19 protein-coding genes are annotated in these 21,602 nt (G+C 37.2%); 4 read left to right on the forward strand and 15 right to left on the reverse strand.

Annotated features, from left to right (window positions below):
• The 3 genes from PLI06_01065 to PLI06_01075 form a co-directional block, all read right to left on the reverse strand.
• Positions 1–1,044: a hydroxymethylglutaryl-CoA synthase gene (locus PLI06_01065; GenBank protein HOI76189.1), complete on the reverse strand. Its 1,044-nt coding sequence runs from the start codon at positions 1,042–1,044 to the stop codon at positions 1–3.
• A gap of 129 nt (positions 1,045–1,173) precedes the next feature.
• A complete protein-coding gene (locus tag PLI06_01070) occupies positions 1,174–2,691 on the reverse strand; it encodes a methanogenesis marker 3 protein (GenBank protein HOI76190.1) in 1,518 nt (505 codons plus the stop codon).
• Between the two features lie 2 nt (positions 2,692–2,693).
• Positions 2,694–5,117 carry a DUF87 domain-containing protein gene (locus PLI06_01075; GenBank protein HOI76191.1) on the reverse strand — a complete coding sequence of 808 codons (2,424 nt, stop codon included), beginning with the start codon at positions 5,115–5,117 and terminating at the stop codon, positions 2,694–2,696.
• A gap of 51 nt (positions 5,118–5,168) precedes the next feature.
• On the opposite strand from PLI06_01075, the gene PLI06_01080 reads away from it, so the two are divergent.
• Positions 5,169–6,206, forward strand: a complete 1,038-nt coding sequence (locus tag PLI06_01080; protein HOI76192.1) for a tRNA-guanine transglycosylase — start codon at positions 5,169–5,171, stop codon at positions 6,204–6,206.
• A gap of 118 nt (positions 6,207–6,324) precedes the next feature.
• Positions 6,325–7,350 (forward strand): HAMP domain-containing sensor histidine kinase, encoded by a 1,026-nt coding sequence (locus tag PLI06_01085; protein HOI76193.1) that lies wholly within the window; start codon positions 6,325–6,327, stop codon positions 7,348–7,350.
• Between the two features lie 93 nt (positions 7,351–7,443).
• Here the strand turns inward: PLI06_01085 and PLI06_01090 are convergent, their stop codons facing one another.
• From PLI06_01090 to PLI06_01105, 4 genes are read right to left on the reverse strand one after another with little or no spacing between them, the layout of a single operon-like run.
• Entirely contained in the window at positions 7,444–7,731 is a 288-nt protein-coding gene (locus PLI06_01090; GenBank protein ID HOI76194.1) for a hypothetical protein, read from the reverse strand.
• 2 nt (positions 7,732–7,733) lie between these two features.
• Positions 7,734–10,670, reverse strand: a complete 2,937-nt coding sequence (locus PLI06_01095; protein ID HOI76195.1) for an ABC transporter permease — start codon at positions 10,668–10,670, stop codon at positions 7,734–7,736.
• A complete protein-coding gene (locus tag PLI06_01100; GenBank protein HOI76196.1) occupies positions 10,654–11,340 on the reverse strand; it encodes an ABC transporter ATP-binding protein in 687 nt (228 codons plus the stop codon). Before PLI06_01100 ends, PLI06_01095 begins: the two co-directional genes overlap by 17 nt.
• Positions 11,341–11,366: 26 nt before the next feature.
• Positions 11,367–12,668 carry a hypothetical protein gene (locus tag PLI06_01105; protein ID HOI76197.1) on the reverse strand — a complete coding sequence of 434 codons (1,302 nt, stop codon included), beginning with the start codon at positions 12,666–12,668 and terminating at the stop codon, positions 11,367–11,369.
• A gap of 207 nt (positions 12,669–12,875) precedes the next feature.
• Between PLI06_01105 and PLI06_01110 the strand changes: the two genes are divergently transcribed.
• Entirely contained in the window at positions 12,876–13,166 is a 291-nt protein-coding gene (locus tag PLI06_01110) for a winged helix-turn-helix domain-containing protein (GenBank protein HOI76198.1), read from the forward strand.
• On the forward strand, positions 13,163–13,555 hold the full coding sequence (locus tag PLI06_01115) for a hypothetical protein (GenBank protein HOI76199.1): 393 nt from the start codon (positions 13,163–13,165) through the stop codon (positions 13,553–13,555). The genes PLI06_01110 and PLI06_01115 overlap by 4 nt, the downstream gene beginning before the upstream one ends.
• Before the next feature lie 6 nt (positions 13,556–13,561).
• Here PLI06_01115 and PLI06_01120 read toward each other — a convergent pair whose 3' ends face one another.
• The 8 genes from PLI06_01120 to PLI06_01155 all read right to left on the reverse strand — a co-directional run bounded on the left by PLI06_01120 (position 13,562) and on the right by PLI06_01155 (position 21,537).
• Positions 13,562–15,481 carry a hypothetical protein gene (locus tag PLI06_01120; GenBank protein ID HOI76200.1) on the reverse strand — a complete coding sequence of 640 codons (1,920 nt, stop codon included), beginning with the start codon at positions 15,479–15,481 and terminating at the stop codon, positions 13,562–13,564.
• A gap of 171 nt (positions 15,482–15,652) precedes the next feature.
• A complete protein-coding gene (locus PLI06_01125; protein ID HOI76201.1) occupies positions 15,653–15,835 on the reverse strand; it encodes a YegP family protein in 183 nt (60 codons plus the stop codon).
• A 136-nt stretch (positions 15,836–15,971) separates the two neighbouring features.
• On the reverse strand, positions 15,972–16,751 hold the full coding sequence (locus tag PLI06_01130) for a hypothetical protein (protein ID HOI76202.1): 780 nt from the start codon (positions 16,749–16,751) through the stop codon (positions 15,972–15,974).
• A 14-nt stretch (positions 16,752–16,765) separates the two neighbouring features.
• The gene (locus PLI06_01135; protein HOI76203.1) at positions 16,766–17,596 is read right to left on the reverse strand and encodes a hypothetical protein; all 831 of its coding nucleotides are present in this window, start codon (positions 17,594–17,596) and stop codon (positions 16,766–16,768) included.
• 250 nt (positions 17,597–17,846) lie between these two features.
• Complete coding sequence (locus tag PLI06_01140) at positions 17,847–18,353, reverse strand: hypothetical protein (protein ID HOI76204.1); 507 nt, start codon at positions 18,351–18,353, stop codon at positions 17,847–17,849.
• Positions 18,354–18,443: 90 nt separating this feature from the next.
• A complete protein-coding gene (locus PLI06_01145) occupies positions 18,444–18,839 on the reverse strand; it encodes a hypothetical protein (protein ID HOI76205.1) in 396 nt (131 codons plus the stop codon).
• A 93-nt stretch (positions 18,840–18,932) separates the two neighbouring features.
• Positions 18,933–20,093: a hypothetical protein gene (locus tag PLI06_01150; protein HOI76206.1), complete on the reverse strand. Its 1,161-nt coding sequence runs from the start codon at positions 20,091–20,093 to the stop codon at positions 18,933–18,935.
• A 172-nt stretch (positions 20,094–20,265) separates the two neighbouring features.
• Positions 20,266–21,537, reverse strand: coding sequence for an ATP-binding protein (locus PLI06_01155; GenBank protein ID HOI76207.1), 1,272 nt, complete (start codon positions 21,535–21,537; stop codon positions 20,266–20,268).
• Between the last annotated feature and the right edge of the window lie 65 nt (positions 21,538–21,602).

Consider the following 21,602-nt stretch of genomic DNA (forward strand, 5'->3'; position numbering starts at 1 on the left):
TCACATCCTTATCTTCTTTCTATACCTTGCATAACGTGCATAGTCGATCTCTTCCCTTCTTTCAATATAGGATTTGACTGAAGGGGCCTTTACCTTCCTATCAGAAAGTTTGTCAGTTACTTCAAGTGAAAATGAATCGCTCCCTGCGCCAGACCCATAAGATGTGCAGAAGATCTTATCCCCGGCTTTTGCCTTGTCAAGAACTGCGGCAAGCCCCAATAGAGCAGAGCCGGCGTATGTATTACCAATATAAGGTGAAACTAAACCATCAATGACTTTTTCCTTTGGGAATCCAAGTATCTTTGCAGCTTCCAGCGGAAACTTTCTGTTTGGCTGGTGGAATACGGCATAGTTGTAATCCTCTGGTTTTGTTCCAAGCTCCTCCATAAGCGCCTTTGAACTGCTGACGACATGCTTGAAGTATGAAGGCTCTCCTGTAAACCTATTCCCATGCTTTGGATAATGCTCGTGCTGCCTCCTCCAGAAGTCTGGTGTATCTGTAACATAAGATAGTGAACCTTCAATAACAGCTAAGCTTTCTTTAGCACTTCCTATAATGTATCCAGCTCCACCTGCGGCGGCAGTATATTCAAGAGCATCGCTTGGTGCCCCTTGGGCTGTATCGACACCAATGCCAAGGGCGTATTTTGCCATACCGGAGCCCACATATGCTATGCATGCCTGGACTGTTTCACTCCCCGCTTTACATGCAAACTCCCAGTCTGCAGCATTGACAAATGGTGTGGCTGCAATAGCTTCTGCTACTATTGTAGAAGTCGGTTTAACGGCATAAGGTTTGGATTCTGTACCAACCCAAACTGCTCTCAAGTCTTTTGGATCTATGCCAGCCCTCAATAAGGCGTTTCTGGCTATTTCAATGGCTATCGTGACAGAATCCTCATCGGCACCTGGAACTGATTTCTCTCTAATTGGCACAAGATTTGGGTCATTTCCCCATACCCTCGCAATTTCCGTGTTCTGTATCCTGTATTTTGGGACATAAGCACCATAGCCTACAATACCTACAGATTTACTAGGCTTCATTTAATTCCTCCTCTAACAAAGACGACTTACTACTGATAAAAGAGATATAATCGGTACGATGTAATAGATGGAAAATAAAATATATATAAATATTTCGGTATTAGTGAAATATTATATCGACAAGAAACGTCATTTCCTGATTTCCTTTATATAAATAGATTTTTCATTATTAAAATCAATTTTAACTTTGTCGAGGTCAATTTTGCCAACAAGATTTGTACCGTCAAACTCTTCGCCAGTCGGGCCGTATGCCTTATCCTCTTTCAATCTGACCCCAATAAGCCCCTTGTGCTGTCTTGACATGTTTGTGACGCCAACATCCCCCCTCTTTGATACATTAATCGGCGTATTTTCAGGGGTGAGCCCTCCAGCCTCAACGCTGCCCCCTTCAAATGCGACCAGAGAAACTGTGGGGTGCGCAAACTGAATATCGAGCTTCCCAATAGGTTTGTTGACAAGGCCTGTGATCTTCCTGAAGTATTTTACTGTGTTTGGGGCCACATCTTCGTACAGCTCAATTTCAATGATTTTGTTTCTATCAATGCCTAAAGTTTTTGCCGATTTGTTTTTTATGACTTCAGAGGTGTACGGGGGCTCCTGCTCGACTATAAAAGCATCGTCAGATGTATCGCCAGTTCTTTCCTGTTTGATGCCTTCTGCCTTGAGCTTTCCTTCGGCTTCTTTCTGAGTAAGCCCGAGAAGGGATAGACTTAAGGGCATGGTCTTTACTGCAATTTTGTCTCCTTTTTTTAACATCTCGATTAGTTCTGACCCTGAAACAATCATGCCGGCAACGGAGTGATTTGGCGTGGTAATTCTTTCCTTTTTGTAGATGTAGACTGCACCTGTGTCCTTGCCTTCAGTTCTGACTGAAACAGAGTTCCTTTTTCTTAGATTGGAGTTCTCATTTTGTACGTCAAAACCTATCAAACTCTGTGAAGCTACATATGACTCATTTACATCATCAACAGTAATTTGGCCATCTTTAGTAAGCGAGAATATGTGCTCCATCGCCATAGGTGTATTATCTTGAAGTTTAATTTTGATGTGGGTAAATATTCTTTCCCCATTCTTTGGCTTATAGGAGAGGTCAGCTGTGGTCTCAAAGTCTTTCTCGACGGTGAAAACTTCAACTGGCTCAATTGAGTTAATCTCATCTTCCTCTTCAATCAGAGCTAGGACATGCCTCCCTTGGGTTATTTTCCCAAGAGTATTTTTGGTCCCATAGCTTCCTTTCTGTATCTTTTTAGAAAGGACAATATATGTGGTGTTATTATCAAATCCAGCGAGAGTGAAAAAAACATCCCAGGGGTAGTAGGTCTGCTCCTCCTTTGTAGGCTTTAAATCTGTAGGAACTGAACCTATCGCAATAAGTGTTGAAGTCTTCCACCTAACACCCTTTTTTTCAAACTGTTTTGATATTTTTTTAAACAGCCTTCCCTCTTCAGTGTCATTAATTTTAATGACAAACGAGCCTTTGGTCGTTTTTACGAGAAACTCGTCAAGGTATGAAGACGTCTCCTTCTCCTTCTTTATTACCCCAATTGTAGTCCCTTTTAGGTAAGAGATATTATTATCAGAAAAAATCTCCTTTAATGCGGCCCCGTCCTTTGCCTCAATCTTATTGCCATCGATTTCTATCTGCATGATCATACCCTCATTAATACGATGTCCCTAATATGCTCCTCCTTCTTGCCTTTGAACGCTTCAAAGACTTCACGCCTTTCCTTGCCTTTTGAGTTTCTATATACAACAAGCCAGTAGGGGAGATAAACTTCCTCAGTCCGCCATATCTTGGCGTTTCCCAGTGTTTCAATCCCCCTAGACACGTCATTTTTTGAGATAAGCGATTCAATTACCCGGCCTGTTATCTCCTTGCTCTTAAGAGAAACATCCAGTTTTTTAAGTTTTTTATCCTCAAATCCCTTGACCAATTTAAATTTAATCTTTGGTTTGACGCTTAGATTGCTGCCGTTCTGCTTATACTCTAAAAGCCCTTTTGCTTCAAGAGCCGATATTAAAGAATGTGTTCTTCTAGGGGTGAACCCAGTTTCTTTTTTTATTTCTGAAACTGTTGGATTTTCTCTGTCAATAAGGTAATCTAAAAACCATTTCTCATCGGGTTTAAGTTTATAGATTTCTGTAAATCCTACAGTCCTTGAGATCTTTCCGTCCCAGATAACAAGCTCTCCTGTAATGCCGTCAAAGAAACATGACATGCTCTTGTAACTGCCCTTCTTTGGCATATAATCAAAAAATACCATGATAAGCGGATAGTAAATAGGGACTACCTCCTTTATCTCCTCCGACCTCAATGATATTTTTTTTCTGCTTTTTAATGCAATCTCTCTCATAGCTTCATAATCAATTTCAGAGGATATCACTGGCGCTATCTTTACTCCCTTAAATGCGGCTTCACCTGTCACACCATATTCAGGTTCAAACTCATCGATAATTTCAACTTCTTCTAGAGAATCCTCTTCCTCATCAATCATCGGTATGTCAATTACAACTGGCTTTGGCTGGGGTTTTGGCATTACTTCATCTATTGTATCAAACTCGCCATCTATTCTTAGCTCCTCTATAATATCCTCAAACGAGAACTTGAGCTTATACTCCTCGTTTGCTATGTTCACGACTTCCTCCATCTCAGCAAGCGGCCGCTTCTGCCGGTATTTTTCTATTATAAGATTCTTAACATTTTTCTTCATGAGCTCTGGATCGATGTCAAGCATGGGCTGCCTTTCTCTCCCCTCATGCTGACTTATCCTCGGCCTTACTGAGATTAAAAAAGCCCTGGATGTCGACTCCTCCTTGTCACCGATGATAGCACTTCCTATAGGAAGTGATCTTATGAACCTAAAATCAGAAAGCTTATTTGGGATCTCAGAGGGCATCCTCTGGAGCACCGCCTTGATATCGTCCTGATAGACTAATTTATGGCATATTAGCAAATCAACTTGAGACAATATCCTTGAATCGATTGCCGAGGGCTGCTGTGTTGCAAGAACAATTGAGCACCCGGGTTGCCTGCCCTGCCTTACGTATTCTATCAGGCTATCCGTTGCTGCTGTGACCTTTCCCCCTCTAGGCACAAGTATGTGGGCCTCATCTATCATAAGCCACGTCACAGGTACATTCCCAATGAGATTAATATCCCCCATAGCTTCCTGCCTTGAGATGACCTTCCTAGTGTTCAGGATGTTTCTTGAAAGAAGCCCGACAACAAGCGCCCTGACGTTATCCTCTAAAAAGCTCACATCAATTACAGAAACCTGGCCCCTCTTCGATAGGTCGTTTAGCTTTGTCCCTTTTTTATCAAATATGCCCCACTGTATTGCTCCTGTGAGCCTTGCATTTAGCGCCCTTCTGGTGTTTTCTTTAAATCCCCCCTCCCGGGAAGATATGCTTTCTTCGTTTTCAATCGTCTTAATCATGTCCTCAATGTCGTAATCATCGCCAAGCCCTGCTATCTGTTTTTCATCAATGGTGGTGTATCCTGTTTTAGTTTTTTCTATTACCCGCTCGATTAGAAGGCCCATGGTGTCAAATCGCTCAATATCAAAGGTAAGACACCAGTCTTCAACTCTAAGCTCTGAAGGTTTAATCTTGAAAACATCATCCCACGTTTCTTTAGGCGCCTTGTGGACATACCCTTTTGGGATAAAGACTCTAACATTTTTGATGCCTGTAGGCTTTAATCCCCAGCGCTCAAGCATCTCGCCTTCGTTTGCCATCTTGTTCTTTTGCTTCATGCTCCAGAATATCCCCATTGGGTCAATTATCAGAATGCCAACACCATCGTTCTTCATGGCCATCTCTTCAACGATGACTCCAAGGGTATAGGATTTGCCGCTTCCCCTCATCCCGCAGATGAATATTGCGTGGGGGCTAATGCTATCAAGAAGTACCTTCTTGTTGAAATAGTCCTGTAGCTGCTTACCTGTCTCATTAACCTTACCGATATATAGCGCAGCCTTGCTCTTATACTTCTCAAAGATGCTCTTTTTTCTGCCGACATATGCCCCTTCTTCGTCAGAAAGGAGTTCCAATTTTTCCTCAATATCGATCATGTTCACTAAAAAGATATAAAAAGCTCTATAATTAAAACCTTTTCGGATTTAATGGATGCAATTTCTAGGATTAAGACGTCTCACGGAGACATCAAAACACCCGCACTTCTACCAGTGTGCGCACTGACATACGGCGTATGGGACGTTTTTATCGAAGAGCGAGTCACCCCGCCTTGGAAGCTTTCAGAGGCCAGCCTTTTCTCATTGGAGTATGTTAGAAACACAAAATATGAGGAAAAGGTCAAATATGGATTTCACAGGCTTTTTAAAGAAAAAAAACCGATATTTGTTGATTCAGGAGGATTCCAATCTATGAAAAAAGGGATTGAGAGGAATCCCATTGATGTGCTTAGATTTCAGGAAAAACTTGAGGCCGATATTGCCGCGACTTTTGATTACCCTGTGACCTTAAATGTTGAAAAATCCGACTATATGGCAATGCTTCAAAAAAGTATTGACAGCGCTAACTTAGCTCTTGAAAATAAAGAGAGAAAAGATATGCTCTTATACTCCTGCGTTCACGGATTTTCAAAAAAAGAAATAGACTGGTATTTTTCAAAGCTTAGTAGTGGTTTTGATGGGTATGCTATGGGCTCCCTCGTACCTAGAAAAAATGACTTTAAGACACTTATTGAATTAATACACAGCGCAAAAATGCATGCACATGAGCGGGAAAAACCCCTCCACGTATTTGGGGTCACAGGATTTCCAATGCTATATGCATTGAGCTTTATGGGTGTTGAGACCATGGATTCTTGGACCTATCTTGTAGCGTCGATTTACAAGGAGTACATACACCCGCAAACTTTGAAAAGGGTCAGAATGAGAAAAACAGGGAGCATCCCAGAGTGCGATTGCTTTATCTGCAAAGAACTAGGAATGGAAGATTTTCTTGGGGCGACAAGTGTTCCGCAGGCCTATCTTGCAATTCATAATTTGAATATATTCATGCGTGAAATGAAACAGATAAAAGAACATATGGATGAGAACAGCTTTGAAGAGCTAGTTGAGCAGAAGAGTAAGTACAACACGAGAATAAAGAAAGCCTATGAATATGCAAAAGACCATATGAAAAACAGTACCCAGTAGCGCAGCATAAAATACCTAAAAATTTTAAAGTATTTTTGGATAATTAGCTTTAAATAATAGTCCAAATATATTTATAATATTCTAATTTACTTATTATTGATTTGAAGTAGGCATTTCTATGAAAGCAAAAGAGCTCAAGAACATTGAAAAACAGACTTTGATGGAAGAGATATTCGATCAAATTGATACCTATGTAATGGTCTTGAACGACAAAAATACCGTATTGATTGCAAATAAGAAAGTCAAAGAGAAATATGGAAACGTTATTGGAAAGAAGTGCTATGAAGTCCATCATAAAACACCTATAGCTCCGGATTTTTGCGTAATGAATTGCGTTAAAGATGGAGTAGCTGGCGATACAACTTTTTTTGATGACGCAATTACGAAAAGATGGTACGACGTTAGTGTTAGTAAGATCTTAGTGGGAGGGAACTGCTTTTTTGTTCATTTAATGACTGATGTGAATGAAAAACATTTCCGAGAGGAAAAAATAATAGAGTTGAACCAAGCTTTAAGGGTCTTAAACAAGATCCTAAGGCATGATATCCTGAACAATATCACAGTTATAATGCTGTCACTAGAAATGATGAAAACTGAAGATATTGCCTTAAAAAATAGGGCTCTTTCGGCAATTGAAAAAAGTGTTGAGCTTGTAAATAAGATGAGAGACCTAGAAACGGCAATTTCAACAGGCGGGGAACTTAAGTCTTATGATGTCAGGACAAAACTTGCAGAAATAATAATAAGTTTTCCAGAGATTAAATTTAGAATTGAAGGAAACTGCAAGATTTTAGCCGATGAAGCGATAATCTCCGTTTTTAATAACCTTTTAAGAAATGCATTGGTCCATGGAAAAGCCGACAAAGTAGAGATTTCTATTGATAATAAGAGTGATTATTGTACTATTAAAATATCCGATAATGGTGTAGGGATACCTGACGTAATAAAAGATAAACTATTTGACGAAGGGGTTAGCTATGGCGAAAATAAAGGTATGGGCCTAGGTCTTTACATTGTGAGAAAGACCATTGAGAGGTATGGAGGCGAGGTCTCATTTGAGAATAATTTGCCCAAAGGCACTACTTTCATTTTGAAATTGAAGAGTTCTTTACATCATGAAGCACTTCAAAAAAAGAAAGGATAATTTGATTTTCTATAGATTCTTTAATACTTGTATCTCATTTAGTATTTCTGAAAAGCTCTGGATTATTTTCTCCTTCTCTTTCTTGTTATTCCTCTAAGATTTATGAATCTCATATTTTATTATATCCTCAATCTGAGTTTTTATCGAGTCTATAATTTTCTTTCTTAAGAATAGGCAATCTGTAGATATCTCTTTTCTAATTTTCGGTAGTATTTCGTCGTTACATTCATCTTTATACTTTTCTATCTTATCAGAGATATGATTCAATTCTTTTTTTAGAGCTGAAACATCAACCCCCTGATCCTCAAGCTTCTTTATTGATGATTTAAATTGAGAAAGGGTATCCAATATCTCATTTAAACCTGAATTTTTAATTTCCATATCTACTCGTACCTTAATACACTAAGCGGCCTAATTTTAACTATATTATATGCAGGTATAATAGATGCAAAGACAGATATCAATACAGACAATCCTATTAATTCCATCATGAATATAAAACTTATCATTGATTTATCAAGCCCCAAAAAGATAGACATCAATTGTGACGCTAGATAGAGTACCAAAAGTGAAGTAAATCCGCCTGTAACGCCTATAGAGATATTTTCTATGGCAATATTTTTTAAAACACTCCAGTTCCTTGCCCCGATTGCTTTCATAATAGCAAATTCTCGTTTTCTGTCTAGTGTTGAGATATACATCATGTTTGCTATGACAATGACGGCTACAAAAAGAGAAAATGATGCAATTATTGATATAGGTATCAGGACCTGGTCGATCATTCTTGTCACCATTTCCTGGAGTCGTGATGCTTCAAATATCCTATAATCTGGAAACATTGACCCAAGTTTTTTTAAGGTAATCTCTTCATAACCTGTTTCTGCGTCAACGGCAAGTGTGTAGGTATAAATCCCCGAGAAATTGTCCTTTAACGCCCTATACGGAACAATAATCTGGGCCTCAAGATTAAATGGGCCATTTTGGATATCCCTAACCTCGAATTTCTTTGATCTATCGTTTAGCTCCAATGTCAGAGTGTCCCCAATCTTTAATCCATTAGAGTTTGAGAGTGACCTTGAGATTATCACACCGTTCTCATCATAAATTGAAAAATAGTCGTTTTCAAGTCCGTTTCCCACGATATTTAAGATAACGGCTGAACTTGATATTGGCCCATCATTTACGCTGATGATGTTAAACTCTTGATTTTTAGAAGTCTTTCTTATCTCTTCAATTGTTTCGTATGATGCCATAAGCCCAAGATTTGTTGAACCTCCGCCTCCTGGGCCGAAAGTTGATGTCTGCGAGTATAATCCAATGACGGTCATCTCGATTGGATAATCTTCATATGTAAAAAAAATCTTATCGCCAACTTTTATATCGAAGTAGGCTGCGCCTCTTGAAGTCATAATAATATTGTTTCTTCCAATATCCTCTACCCCAAGAAGCCTTCCTGATGCGATCTGTTGATTTATCACATCATTCCCAATATTCTGCCCCGAAATAGAAACGCCAGACATAAATCTATCTTCAACAAAATCCCTATCGCCATCCGACATGCGATAAAGGTAATTACTAATCGGCCGTCCATTAATACTCTGGATATAGCAGTCAGAGATGCTTATGGAATATCTGTAAAGATTGGATATACCTTCTGTTAGTAAGATTCTTTCTTCTACCTGTTTTATAGAAGATTCTGGAATTGACATAATCTGGATATCATAGTTCAAATTGTTTGAAAGGCTTTCACTGACAGAAGTTTTAACACCTTCGCCTGCCATAAGCACTGCCCCAACTGTTCCAAGACCAATTGAAATTGCAAGGAGTGCTGTTGCTATAGTCCAGCAGTTTCTCTCAAGATTTTTAAGAGCCATTTTTAAGGAAAGAATACCAAGAGTTGGAATAAAAGATATGGCTTTAACGAGATATCTACAAAATATCGTGAAACCAAGCATTATTAGAATCAATACAAATATTACAAGAACTAAAGACCATGAATTAAGATTGATATTTATGATTGCCCCAAAGACTAAGAGAGAAATAGCAGTTATAATGAAAAATCCAATATCTTTGTAGAAAGGATCATCCCCCTCCATGTCCTTCAATACTATTATAGGTCTAACCCGGCTACCTATATATGCAGGCAAAATCTGGAAAACCATCGTAGAGAAGAGGCCAAGCAAAAATCCATATATTAGCGTATCTGAATTGATTGTCCATATAAGTGATGTCCTAAAAATACTACTGGCTATCACTGCAAGCTGTTTTGAAAAAAAGATTCCAAGAGCTACCCCAGTCGCACTACCTACTAATCCAAGAAGAAATGCTTCAACGATAAAAAAGAAAATCACATTGATATTTTTTATCCCAATTGCTTTCATTATACCGATTTCTTTCTTTCTCTCCTTCATTGATATATACATTGTTGTGATAATCCCGAGCCCTCCAACTAAAAGAGCTACAATCCCGGATAGCTTAAAAAAGGTGAATACAATCTCTAATGAACTCAAAGTGTTCTCACTCTGTTCTATATATGTTGTTGTTCTGATACTATATTTTTCCCTCTCATTTATTTCCGATTCAATAAGGTCAACTGTGTCCTCCATCAGATAATCATTTTGAGTCCTTATTACTATCTGATTTGGCGGATTTTCAGCAACATCATAATTGAATAATTCCTTGAATGCGCCCATTTCCATATAAGCATAATCGCTGATATCGCCAGTTCCTGTGGATACTACTCCGGCTATATTAAGTTCAACTAACTCATCATCAACTATTACTAAAATTGTGCTGCCGCTACCAAGCCCTAAATTATCTGAAAGAGTATCTGTTATTAGAATATCATTAGTATCTTGCAAGAGCAGACTATAGTCGCCAACATTTGGCTCAATTGTAGCTATCTCACCATAAAGAGGATACACCCCCGAATCGATACCTATAAATCTTATCATTCTTGGCTCATCTGAATCTGTAACGGCCATACTACCAAGCGTGTAGGTGTATTCATCTATCGTCCCAGCATCTTTTAATCCAGTTAGAAAATCTTCAATTAGATCAAAATCAACAGTCGTTGTTCCACCCATACCGGGGACTTGGAACCCTCCTCCCCTCAAATTGAGCAATAGATCCCCACCAAGCTCACTTTTGACTGTACCGGATATTGTATATTCGGCCGAATAGCTAACAATACCTATGGCAATAATTGCGGCAACACTAAGAGATATAGCCAATAATGAGAAGAGAGTCTTTTGCTTTCTTCTTAGAAGTGAACTTGTGGCGTATTTGAAATAAATGCCAATTCTAGAGATGAGGCCCATGATTGGATACCTCTCTTATTTTCCCATCTCTGATATGAATGATCCTGTCAGCTATTCTAGCAACTTCATCAGAGTGCGTGACAAGGAAAATAGTTGTTCCAAACTCTTCTCTTAATTTTTGAAATAGGTGTAACACCTTTACTTCAGTTTTTGAATCAAGGTTTCCTGTGGGCTCATCCCCAAACAGTATCTTTGGATTATTAATCAAGGCCCTTGCTATGGCGACCCTTTGCTGCTCTCCACCGCTCATCTCTGTTGGCTTGTTATTCTTCCTGTGGCCCAATCCAACAATCTCTATAAGTTCATTGGGGTCTTTCTTTTTCCCGTTTGTAAAATATGAAGGAAGCGCAATATTTTCTAGAGCAGTTAATGTAGAAACTAGATTATAGGCCTGAAATACAAATCCAATTTTTGCCCCCCTAATCTCAGCAAGTTTACTCTCAGGGAGTTTTGTGATGTCCACCCCATCAATTATTATGTTTCCCGATGTAGGCAAATCAAGTCCCCCAAGTATTCCAAGAAGTGTACTCTTTCCAGACCCCGATGGCCCCATCAGCGCAACTATCTCACCCGCTCCAACAGTTAGATCTATGCCTCGGAGTATGGGTACTTCTGAATGCCCTAGATTATAAGACTTGAAAATCCCTCTTGCCTCGATTACATTTTTCATTGTATACGCCTCTCAATATGGTGATTTTACTGCTCTTCAGTTGCGGGAGGCTCAATTTCTTTTTTTAACTTCTTTTTCTTTCTATAAACGAAGACTCCTACTATAGCGGCTAAAATTATTACTATCCCCGCTACAATCGGCACTATGGGTATGCTTGAGCCTTGTGTTCTAATAAAAGGTGTGCCACTCTGCTGCGGTTTTGTGCCTGCAGATGTCTGTGTGGAAGTTGTACCACCAGAAGATGGTGGCCCAGAAGCCCCTATTGAAAGATTAAACTCCTTTTCACTTTTGAATTCGCCCTGACTATCAATGTAAGTTATTATTAACTTGCATGGAACATTTCCCATAGTTTGAGCGGTGTTTAGATAAAATACACCGTTCGTATAATCATTTTTCTCTATTCTCCCAAGAAACGCTTGAGGGTTACCTGTAAATTTAGAATCAAGCTGAAGCCTGACATTGTCTGCGTCAGCTGTTCCGATATTTTCAATCTTTAAAGTAAGAACAAAATCAGTGCCTGGCTGGAGTGTGGAAGGATTTGATGTTATCCTACCAATCTCTAATTTTGGTTGGCCCACTATTCGAAGACCTATCTCTTCATTTTGAGTGTATTTATTCCCAAGGGCATCCTCAAAATCCAAAGTCAAACTCATTTTTTGATTTCTTGGAGCTAAGTTTTTATCTATCGCAATGTTAAAGATAGAACGTACATAAGATCCCGCCCGGATATTTGTAAAGCTTTCACTTAGAGAAGAGCTAACGGGGATAATGTTATCATTATTTGTATTAAGGGTGACCTTAGCGTTTTTAATATCATTTCCGCCTGAATTTTTCAAAGTAACTGCTAGATCGAATATATCCCCGGGATTTACAGAAGCATTGCTCACGCCATCGATAGTAACAGAATCAACTTTTAGGACTGTTTGCCCTACAACCTTGATTTCAACTTCATCCATGTAAGTGCCCAAGTTTGTAACAATCCTTACAGGCACTTTGTAAGTCCCATACTTTGCTCCACCGTCAACGTTAACTGTGAAATACGCTGTGACAAGAGTACTTGTCAGATTGCCTATATGAAACTCATTTGAATCCTTGCTTGATGCCGAGAAAGGGTAAGATAAATCAAGATATGCCTTGACATTCGAAAAGTCAGTTGAAATCTTGTTATTTATCCTTATTGTTACTTGATTGTTTTCTGTTCCAGCATTAAGTGTTGAGCCGCCTGAAATCTCGGCTTCAATGTCCTTTTCTTCATCCGAAAAAACTGTTGAAATACTAGCCGTTGATAATAGGACTAGCGTAATAAATAAAATTGGGATTATTTTCATATAATACCTCCGTTATTCACCTTATATCGTAAAACGTTAAACTATATATAAAGACATTATGCACCAGAAAAACGATACAAAGTCATATAACATTGGTATATTAGTCATTTAAAGGTTTTTCATAATATAAGTGTCGCACCAATACCAGTTACAAATATATAAGACGGCCCTAATTATTCTCTATATTTAAGGGAAGGGTTTACCATCATGAACAATAATTACAGAAACAGTAACAGTATCATCCTAAAAATCCTAGAGTGCATCCTAAAGAAAAAATCTTCACAAGGTAGGGTCTTAAAGACCCACATAATGCAGTATGCAAACTTAAAGACTACAATGGCAGAAAAATACCTTAACTCACTTGAAAATGCCGAGTATATTAAAAGGGTAGAGGATACGTGGGGCAAAAGGACTGTAATCTATTATGATATCACTGAAAAAGGCATAGAAAGATACAGATGGTTTTCAAAAATTGATACGGAGCTTGAGGGAATATGAAAGACGAGAGTTCAGTTAATGTGTTGTATGATCTAGTGGAGTATATGGAAAGGGAAAGGAAAAGATTACTTATAGCAACAGCAATTGTGCTCTTGCTTGTACCGCTCGCACTTACTTTGAATCTTTCGGGATTCTTCTTTATGACTAAGAGAATACTATTGACAGATGGCGAAACTTCAAGAACGTTCTATAAAGTTGGAAGGTCGATGATGCCATTATACTTTTTGGTGACTCTAAATGCTTTGACAAGTATTGCGCTCGTATTCCTTGGTATAAAGAATCTGTTGTTTCTAAAATCATGGGGCAAAAAGCTCGCCAAGATTGAGAAAATAGAAAAGAAGATCTACGAAGAGGTAATAAAAGACGAAGAGATAATTGAAGGAGATTAAAGATAATTACAAATAATGCCTAGAAAATATAATGAAATCATCTATTGCACTTTTTAGTGAACTTGAGTCCTTTCCTCCGACAATTACAATCCTCTTTCCGTAAAGGCCAAACTCTATGAACTCCCATTCCCCTTGTGATGTACTCCACTTCACCTTTGTAAATCCCGTATTGTAGAGCTCATCTATTAAGATATTGTCGTTTTCATTCCCAATCAAAATTAGATTTTTATTGATTTTGTCAGATTGTGTAACTTCTTTGTCAAGTTTAATTATGAGTGAAGGATCAATCTTTATAGTTTTATCATAGGTGATAGTTCTGGTAATGACATTTTGAGAGACCTCCAGGCTAACCCCATCCTTATCAATATTTTCATACATTAGATCTGTAATTTTTATATCAAAATAATTATTTGGTCCTTTAAGGTAAAGAGGCTCACAGCATTCGAGGTCAATCTTATCGCAAAGTGAAACTTCAATGCCATCATAGTTGCATTTCTTAAATCTAGGATGAGATGAGTTTATATCGTAGAAATCATCGCATGTACCGTACATTCCATCCTTTCCAGGATTTATGTAAACAGAAAACTCAATACCCAACAACCTAATTGAAGTGTTGCACTCCTCGGTCAAAGTTTCATAAATGGAGATATTCTTTTCGTAAGACGATAAATTCCCATCAAGGTCGATATCTACGCCTCTTGCAACAATATTTTCCACATTGTTTAGGACATTTAAGCTATAATTATTGGGATTTGTAATAAAAGGTTCACAGCACGGTGTATTGTAAATTACCCCAAAGTCCTTTAGCGAGTAGACATTGAACTCTGCAAGATATTCCCCATTTGCACCTTCAAAGACCTTTATTCCATCGATATAAAATGTTGGAAAAGACCAGATAGTTTCCTCAACTCCATCAATTAACATATATTCTTTTTCAAGTATGTAATAGGGATCATTTTCATAACTATTGGAAGAGTTTAATGCAAAGGCCCCATTCCCACCGTTGGAATCGCACTGAGAGGGATTACAACTACAGCAGGTGCCATTTGCATCCATCACCATTATGAACTGCTCGTTTCTCCCCTTAAAATCTGAAATCTCTAGGAAAACTTTGTATTCCCCGGAAAATGTCCCCGAACTTGGTACCTTGAATTTGTCTCCAGAGGATGTTTCCTCTATCTGTTGCCCCTGTATATCCAGAAGCTTTACTGTATACCACCCGAAATCCTTCCCCTGGCCCACTTTGAACATCACGTTGTTACTCATCTGCCTTGTCCCATAGATAAAGTATTTCAGTCTAACATCCCCTTCATCATCCCTAAAGTCACCATTGTATAGGATGTAATAATACTCATCAAAGAATTTTATCTTCTGTGAGGAGGATAAGATTTCGATATTAACATCGCAGTTCAATAAACTTGAGGGCGATGATCTAGGGATATTGACGACACGATAGATTATACTTGACATATTGAAATCAAGACAGTAATCCCTTGGAATGTCGGTATCGCCCATTATTAAGACGATCTCTTCATGCGTTGAATTGGCACTGTATTTGTTATTTTCACTTTCCTTGTTTGAATACCATAGAGAGGAAAGACCATCTACATATTCCACTCCATTAACATATGAGTAAACTGGATCTATAAGAACGGTATCACCATAGCTGACATTTTCAATTGAAGCAGAATAAGTTTCAGTTTTTTCTATCACTATGCTGTTGGTGTAATAATTTGCAATCAGTGATGCAAGCTTTGATGTTTGAATAACTTCATTTGACGATGCACTTGACCCAAGTACAATCAAAGATTCGATGCCTTCTCCACTATAGAAGAAATCATTTCCGAAAGGTGCACCTAGAGCAGCGTTATTGAAAGATGAGATACATATGATAACAGTTAGGAATACTATCAGTTTATTTGTCAAACTAGCCACCAATTAACAGGTATAATACAGTTGATTGTAATCTAAGTTAAATGTATCTATAAAGGTATTATGTAATTTAATAATAATACAAAGTAATGGAACAATGGTATATCAAAAGAAGTCATGAAAAGAAGAAAGGAATAAAAAAATTAATAATTAATAGAAAAATAATTACTTTTCTATTTCAACAATTTCGGCAATTGGGGCGTTCTTTTTGACACTTTCAATTCCATTCATGCATGATTTTTTCGTAGTGTATCCTTCGCTTGTTGCAATTATTTCCCCATTTGCTGCTTTTAATCTAAATCGAAATTGTTTTTTAGCGTCCGTGTATACTTCAAATTTTGCTGCCATAGGCATCACCTAATATATGTTTGTTTTACTATTTAAAGTTATTGATTTTCAAAATTAAAAAATTGGATTTCATTTAGGTTTAGTTGATTTCATTTTTAAAATGAAATCAATTTAAAAAATAATAAATAAGAAAAAATTACTTCCAGAGCCAGCCTAAAATACCTTTATTGTTTATTTCCTTTTCTGCTAAGAGTTTAAGTCTCAATTGTTCCTGTTCTATATTTTGGATCTGCTCTTGTAAGATTGCTTTTGTTTGTGGATCAAAATCACTCTCTTCTATGAGCCTGTTTAATTCTCTGATCCTGTTCTCATTTCTCACAATCTCTTGTGCTATGAGCCCTGCTGCTTCGTTATCCCCACCCATAAAGAATTTAACAAATCCGCTTTTGCTTCTGATCCTTTCTTCAGCCCTAGTCGTTACCTCAAAGGAATTCTTGATTTCATTTGATAACTTTGAGATGTTTGCTTCTGATTTTCCAAACATAGAAGCTGTTGATTCCATCGTCTGGACTGCAACTTGAGCCATTTTTTGATTTTGTAGGGAGTTCCCCATTGAAGAGTTTACTTCGTGAGTTTTTTGTTGGATAACTGATCTGACCTGTTGTTCTGTGTTTGAAGTAATTTGATTTTGATTCTGAATGTTCTGGGGAGTTTCTGAGACATTCCCTTCATTTTGACTAATCTGAGTTTGTTGCTGAACTTGGATATTGGAGGTGTTCCCTTTATTTGAAGTTTGCTCTTGAACATTCAATTGATTAGCATTCTGTGTTGGGGTTACATTATTATTGTTTGAATTTGCAAGATTCTTAGGGGATGTATTTGCCTCATTATTTGGTCCTTGATTATTTGGTGCTGCTGCAACATATGTTGAAGTGAAAAGAAATAAAATAATTAAAAAAATAAAGAGTTTTTTCATTTAGTCACCTTTATTTATTTTTTACCTCCGCCGCCGTTACCGCTACCATTGCCTCCACTGTTTCCACCTGCATTGTTTGAATTGCCTGAGTTTCCTTTTGAGTTGCCCTTGTCCTCATTATTCTTGTTACTGTTGTTAGAATTATTGTTTTTATCCTGGTCTTTTTTATCTTGGATTGTCTGTTTGATTCTCTCTCTTTCCTCTAGTTTTTCCTGGAGCTTTAGTTCATTCTGTTCCTTTAGCTGCGTCCTTGTGGCGTCCTTCTCTAGATATCTTTCAGTTGCTTTAAGTCTTGCTTCAAGTGAAGTTAATAGACCAAATGCTCTGCCTGTTTTTCCTTCTTCAATGGCTAAAGAGATTTTGTCGAGTGTTGAAGAGATCTGGCTCAAGTGAGAGTAAACAGATTGTGGTAGATTAAAGCTGTCTATATAATAGGAGTTGCCGTCAATATCGGTAAAGTAGTATCCATCTTCCTTTTCTTCAAAGTAGAATTCGAATTCGCCAAGTGTGTATACGCCTTCTTCTGGGGCTTCTTCTTCAGCTGTTGGTTCCTCGCCAGTTTCTTCCCCTAAAGGCTCTTCAGGTGTTGTTTCTTCCTCAGTTTCAGGTGTGACGCCATAGAGGATGAATATTTCTTCTATGATCTCGTAAAATGCATTTGATTTTTCTGTGAACTTCTCATCAATTACTGATGTTTCAGAAGTAACATCTTCAATTTCTTCTGCCTCTTCAAAGGCAACATTAGCTATATCTTCAATGGTACTTTCGGCCATTGCAGGGGCTATAACACTTAATAGGAGCCCAATGCCTATTAAGAATGCCATATATCTATGTGTGTTTTTCATACAAAAATAGTGTTTCTTTTACCTATTTAAAGCTTTCTGTGCCTTTATTCTAAATTTAGAGGTTAATAATAGTTCATAATAGTTTTTAATCGTTCATTAAAGTTTATTTTGTTTTTTAATTGTTCATAATTGTTTATTTTAGTTTTTAAAGTTTAAATTAATCTTATTATATTATATAAGAATCATAAGAAACTTAATATCTAAAAAGAAGTTGAAATAAAGAATATTTATAATAGAAAATAAAAGATATTTATTTTTCTTTGCCAATGCCAAGTATCTTCATGAATTGTTGCATTGGATATGATTTTGGAATTACTGTGACTGTGGCTGTGACAGTATATTCATCTTCACCGGTATAACGTTTCATATTTAATGTACCCGGACTAATTGCTTTATACGTTCCCTGAATCCAAAAGTCACATGGCCCCTCTGGAGGATTATCTTCACTCAGTACATTGCCTTCTTCATCAACGTAATTAAGATCAATCAGTTCAACAGCCCCCAATGAAAGGGGAAATGTACCATCCCAATTATCCCAAGCTTCAAAATCTTCAACTATTAAAATTCCTTTATCAGGGACGAATATACATAATCCCCATATTGAAGCTGTGAATGTTTCTCCAACGTGGACTGTAGTTTTGCTAAACTTGTAGTAGTTTTCCTCACAATCGCATTCAACATCAGCCATCGTTTGAGCAACACCAAAAACACTTGCTATAAAGAGCAAGGATATTAAGATTGCAAATATTTTTTTCATGATTATCACCATAGTTAACTAATAAAGAATATGATTATTTATAACTATTTGCATTTAAATTAGAATTGTAAGAAATAAAATAAAAGATATTTATTTTTCTTTGCCAAATCCTAGTATTTTCATGAAGGAAAAAATCGGGTATTCTTTTGGAATTATTGTAACTATATGAACATCACTACAATCTTCACTTGTGTATGTTATAGTTCCAGGCTTCAATGCTCTAAAAGTAACAGTTTTCCAAATGCCCTCTTCACTTCCACTTACGAATTGCAGCATCTCTCCAAGTGTTCCTGGATATGGTTGTTCGTCGTATATACAATATCCACGTTTAGTTATTGTAAATGTGTCCCCTACCTGTACAGTAGTCTGACTCAGGAAAAAGTTCACTTGACTACAGTCGCACCCCCCGCCTGCCGTTACAGAAGCTACTCCAATCACACTTCCTATTAATAACAATCCTGCCAATATAGCAAATATTTTTTTCATAGTTATCACTTTTAATTAGCATAATTTTTATCTATGTGTTTTTAAATATTTGGTATCTCTTTTAGAAATAGATAAATGAAAATAAATAAAATTTTAAGGTACAACAAGATCTATTTGTATTGTGTCAAATGTACCGTTTGGTGATAATGCCAACATTGTCACTTTGTAAGTGCCAGAAGATACGTTTGGCCCAACTGTGAATATTGCTTCATAATCGGCTGCATTGTGGGCTTTAATAATCTGGCTCTTTGGCGTTACATCAACTGTAACACCTGCTGGAAGTCCAACAAATTGCAGCATAGCATTTCTTTGGGTAAAGAATCCCCTGTTTTCTATCTGGATTGTAGTCTTCTGAGTTCCTGGGACCACGTTAAAGGCAGACACTACCTTACCATCCTTAATTATTGCAGATCCACCTGTTATAGAAAATCCTTCTATATCGACTTTTGGGTAGATAATAGCCGCAGGCATAGATTTTTGTCTGCACTCATAGCAGCATTCTCTATCTAAAGTAATTCCAAATCCCTCTTCATCGAAATTCCCATCTGCAGTTATAGTTATGCTTGAGGGTAGGCCAGCTATACTATTATATGATCCGTCCGCTTGATCGTAGAAATATACCCGAATATAATGCCCAAAATTATCTGATGAGGGAATAAAAGTTGAAAATGGAACTCCGTTGACATATATTGTCCCTGAGCCCGAATAATATACCTTAAGATTATAATTTTCGTCCACTATTTGGCAAGTATAATTGTTTGGGATTGTGCAACCAACAGATATCTCAGGGTTACAATCGCCCTCTGAAGGACAATTTCTTACATCTACGCACCCTATGAAGCCAGAAAAGAGATATGCTGCAAGACCAGCTGAGCTGCACCTTGAAACGGGAATTGGTTGTTCAAGTGTTATCGGTTTAGGAGAGAATTCGATGCATTCTTCTTTACACATATCTTCAGAACTATAAGGTGACTTTTTATATAAGTTACAACTTTCAATACAATTTTCCTCACAATCTCCTTGACAATCCTCACAGTCGTCTTGGCAGTAAGCCTCACACCCCTGCCTTTGCATAGTTTGTAATTCACTAGAACATTCGTCATAACATTCTTGATTTACAACAGATTCTCCATAAATAATAAATTCCGTTTTACATCCTTCTAGATGGTCATCATATATAAATACTCGAGAGCATCCTGCAAATAATGAAATTAAAATAATTCCAGATAACATCAATACTATTTGTTTTTTCATAATACCACAACTAATGCTTGCAAATAATAATATCCATTAATATTTAAAGATGCCGATAACAATTGTTTAATAATAAAAAATTAGGAAATAATTTAATTCCTAAAGCTTGTGACTGATGCCGGGATCCTGCCGCCCCTTTTCAAATTGGAGAGATCAACCTTCTTTAATCACTTTATGTGTAATCTGCCACTTCAATAATCCACCTATAAGCAGGTATAACTTTGATTCTTTTATCTTCAATTTTTATATCTTCAGTCTGCTCAAAAGTTATAATTAATCCTTCCTTTAGTTTTAGGGCATTCATCGCATCAATCAATCCGTTTATCTCCCGCTCTCTGTTAGATTCATCCAGTATATAAGACACCTGTATTGCTTTTGTTATTATATTTCCTTCTTTTACTAAAAAATCGCATTCATTCTTATTTGAGTAATAATAGATCTCCTTATTTTGCCTTTTTAATTCAATGAATATCAGGTTCTCTAAGTTCCTACCTTTGTTTGGTGTAAATGTTAGACCTGATACCTTGTTGAACGCTTGATCAACAAGATATATCTTCCTAGGAGAGTTAAGCTGCTGTCTCAATGAATGAGAGAATTTTAACACTTCAAAGAATAGGTAAGAGTTCCCAAGATAGGAGATATATTCCTTCACGGTTATGGCATTTCCAAGGCCGAGTGTTTTCTTAAGAGAGTTGTATGTAAACTTGCATGAAGCGTTTGTCGCAAGCATGCTCACAAGCTCCTTCAATATTTTCTCTTTCTTTATAGAGTACCTGACTATTATATCCTTGTACAGTATGTTCTCATATACTGTTTTTAAGTAATCCTCATCTTGATTTTTTAGGTACTCTGGGAATCCCCCTGAGACAAGGTATTCTTCAAAGAGATTTTGGAGATTAATCTTTTTTTCAGATAAGTAAAAATCATCTTTCTTGACGGCCATATTTTTAAATAAGAGGAATTCATTGAATGAGAAAGGATAGACTTCAAACACCTTGTATCTCCCGGTGAGCCTTGTGCCAAACTCTTTACTGAGAAGCGAAGCATTTGATCCAGTGAGTATTATTTTTTTGTCTTCGTCCTGCAATCTTCTAACAAAAGTTTCAAATTTCTCAACATTCTGAATCTCATCAAAGAAGTAGATTTTTGATTGGCCGTAAGCTTCTATCAAGACTTCATTTAGAGTTTCAAATTCTTTAGCATTAAAGTCTATTAGCCTTTCATCTTCAAAATTTAGATAGCACCATCCTGATGTATTCTGCATGAGCTGCTTTAATAAAGTGGATTTACCGCATCGCCTGATGCCAGTTAGGATAATTATCCTTTCATCATCAAAGAAATCCAATATTTTGTCTAATAGCTCCCTTCTTACGGTTTCTTTCTGGATGTTTAGTTCATTCTTTTGATTTATTACTACCTGTCTTAATATCTCCTTGGTAGTCATACTCATTGATAATGAGTACTTATATATAAATTTACTCATTGGTAATGAGTATTTTAAAATAAAAA

Origin of the sequence: Methanofastidiosum sp. (assembly GCA_035362715.1) — an archaeon.
GTDB lineage: Archaea > Methanobacteriota_B > Thermococci > Methanofastidiosales > Methanofastidiosaceae > Methanofastidiosum.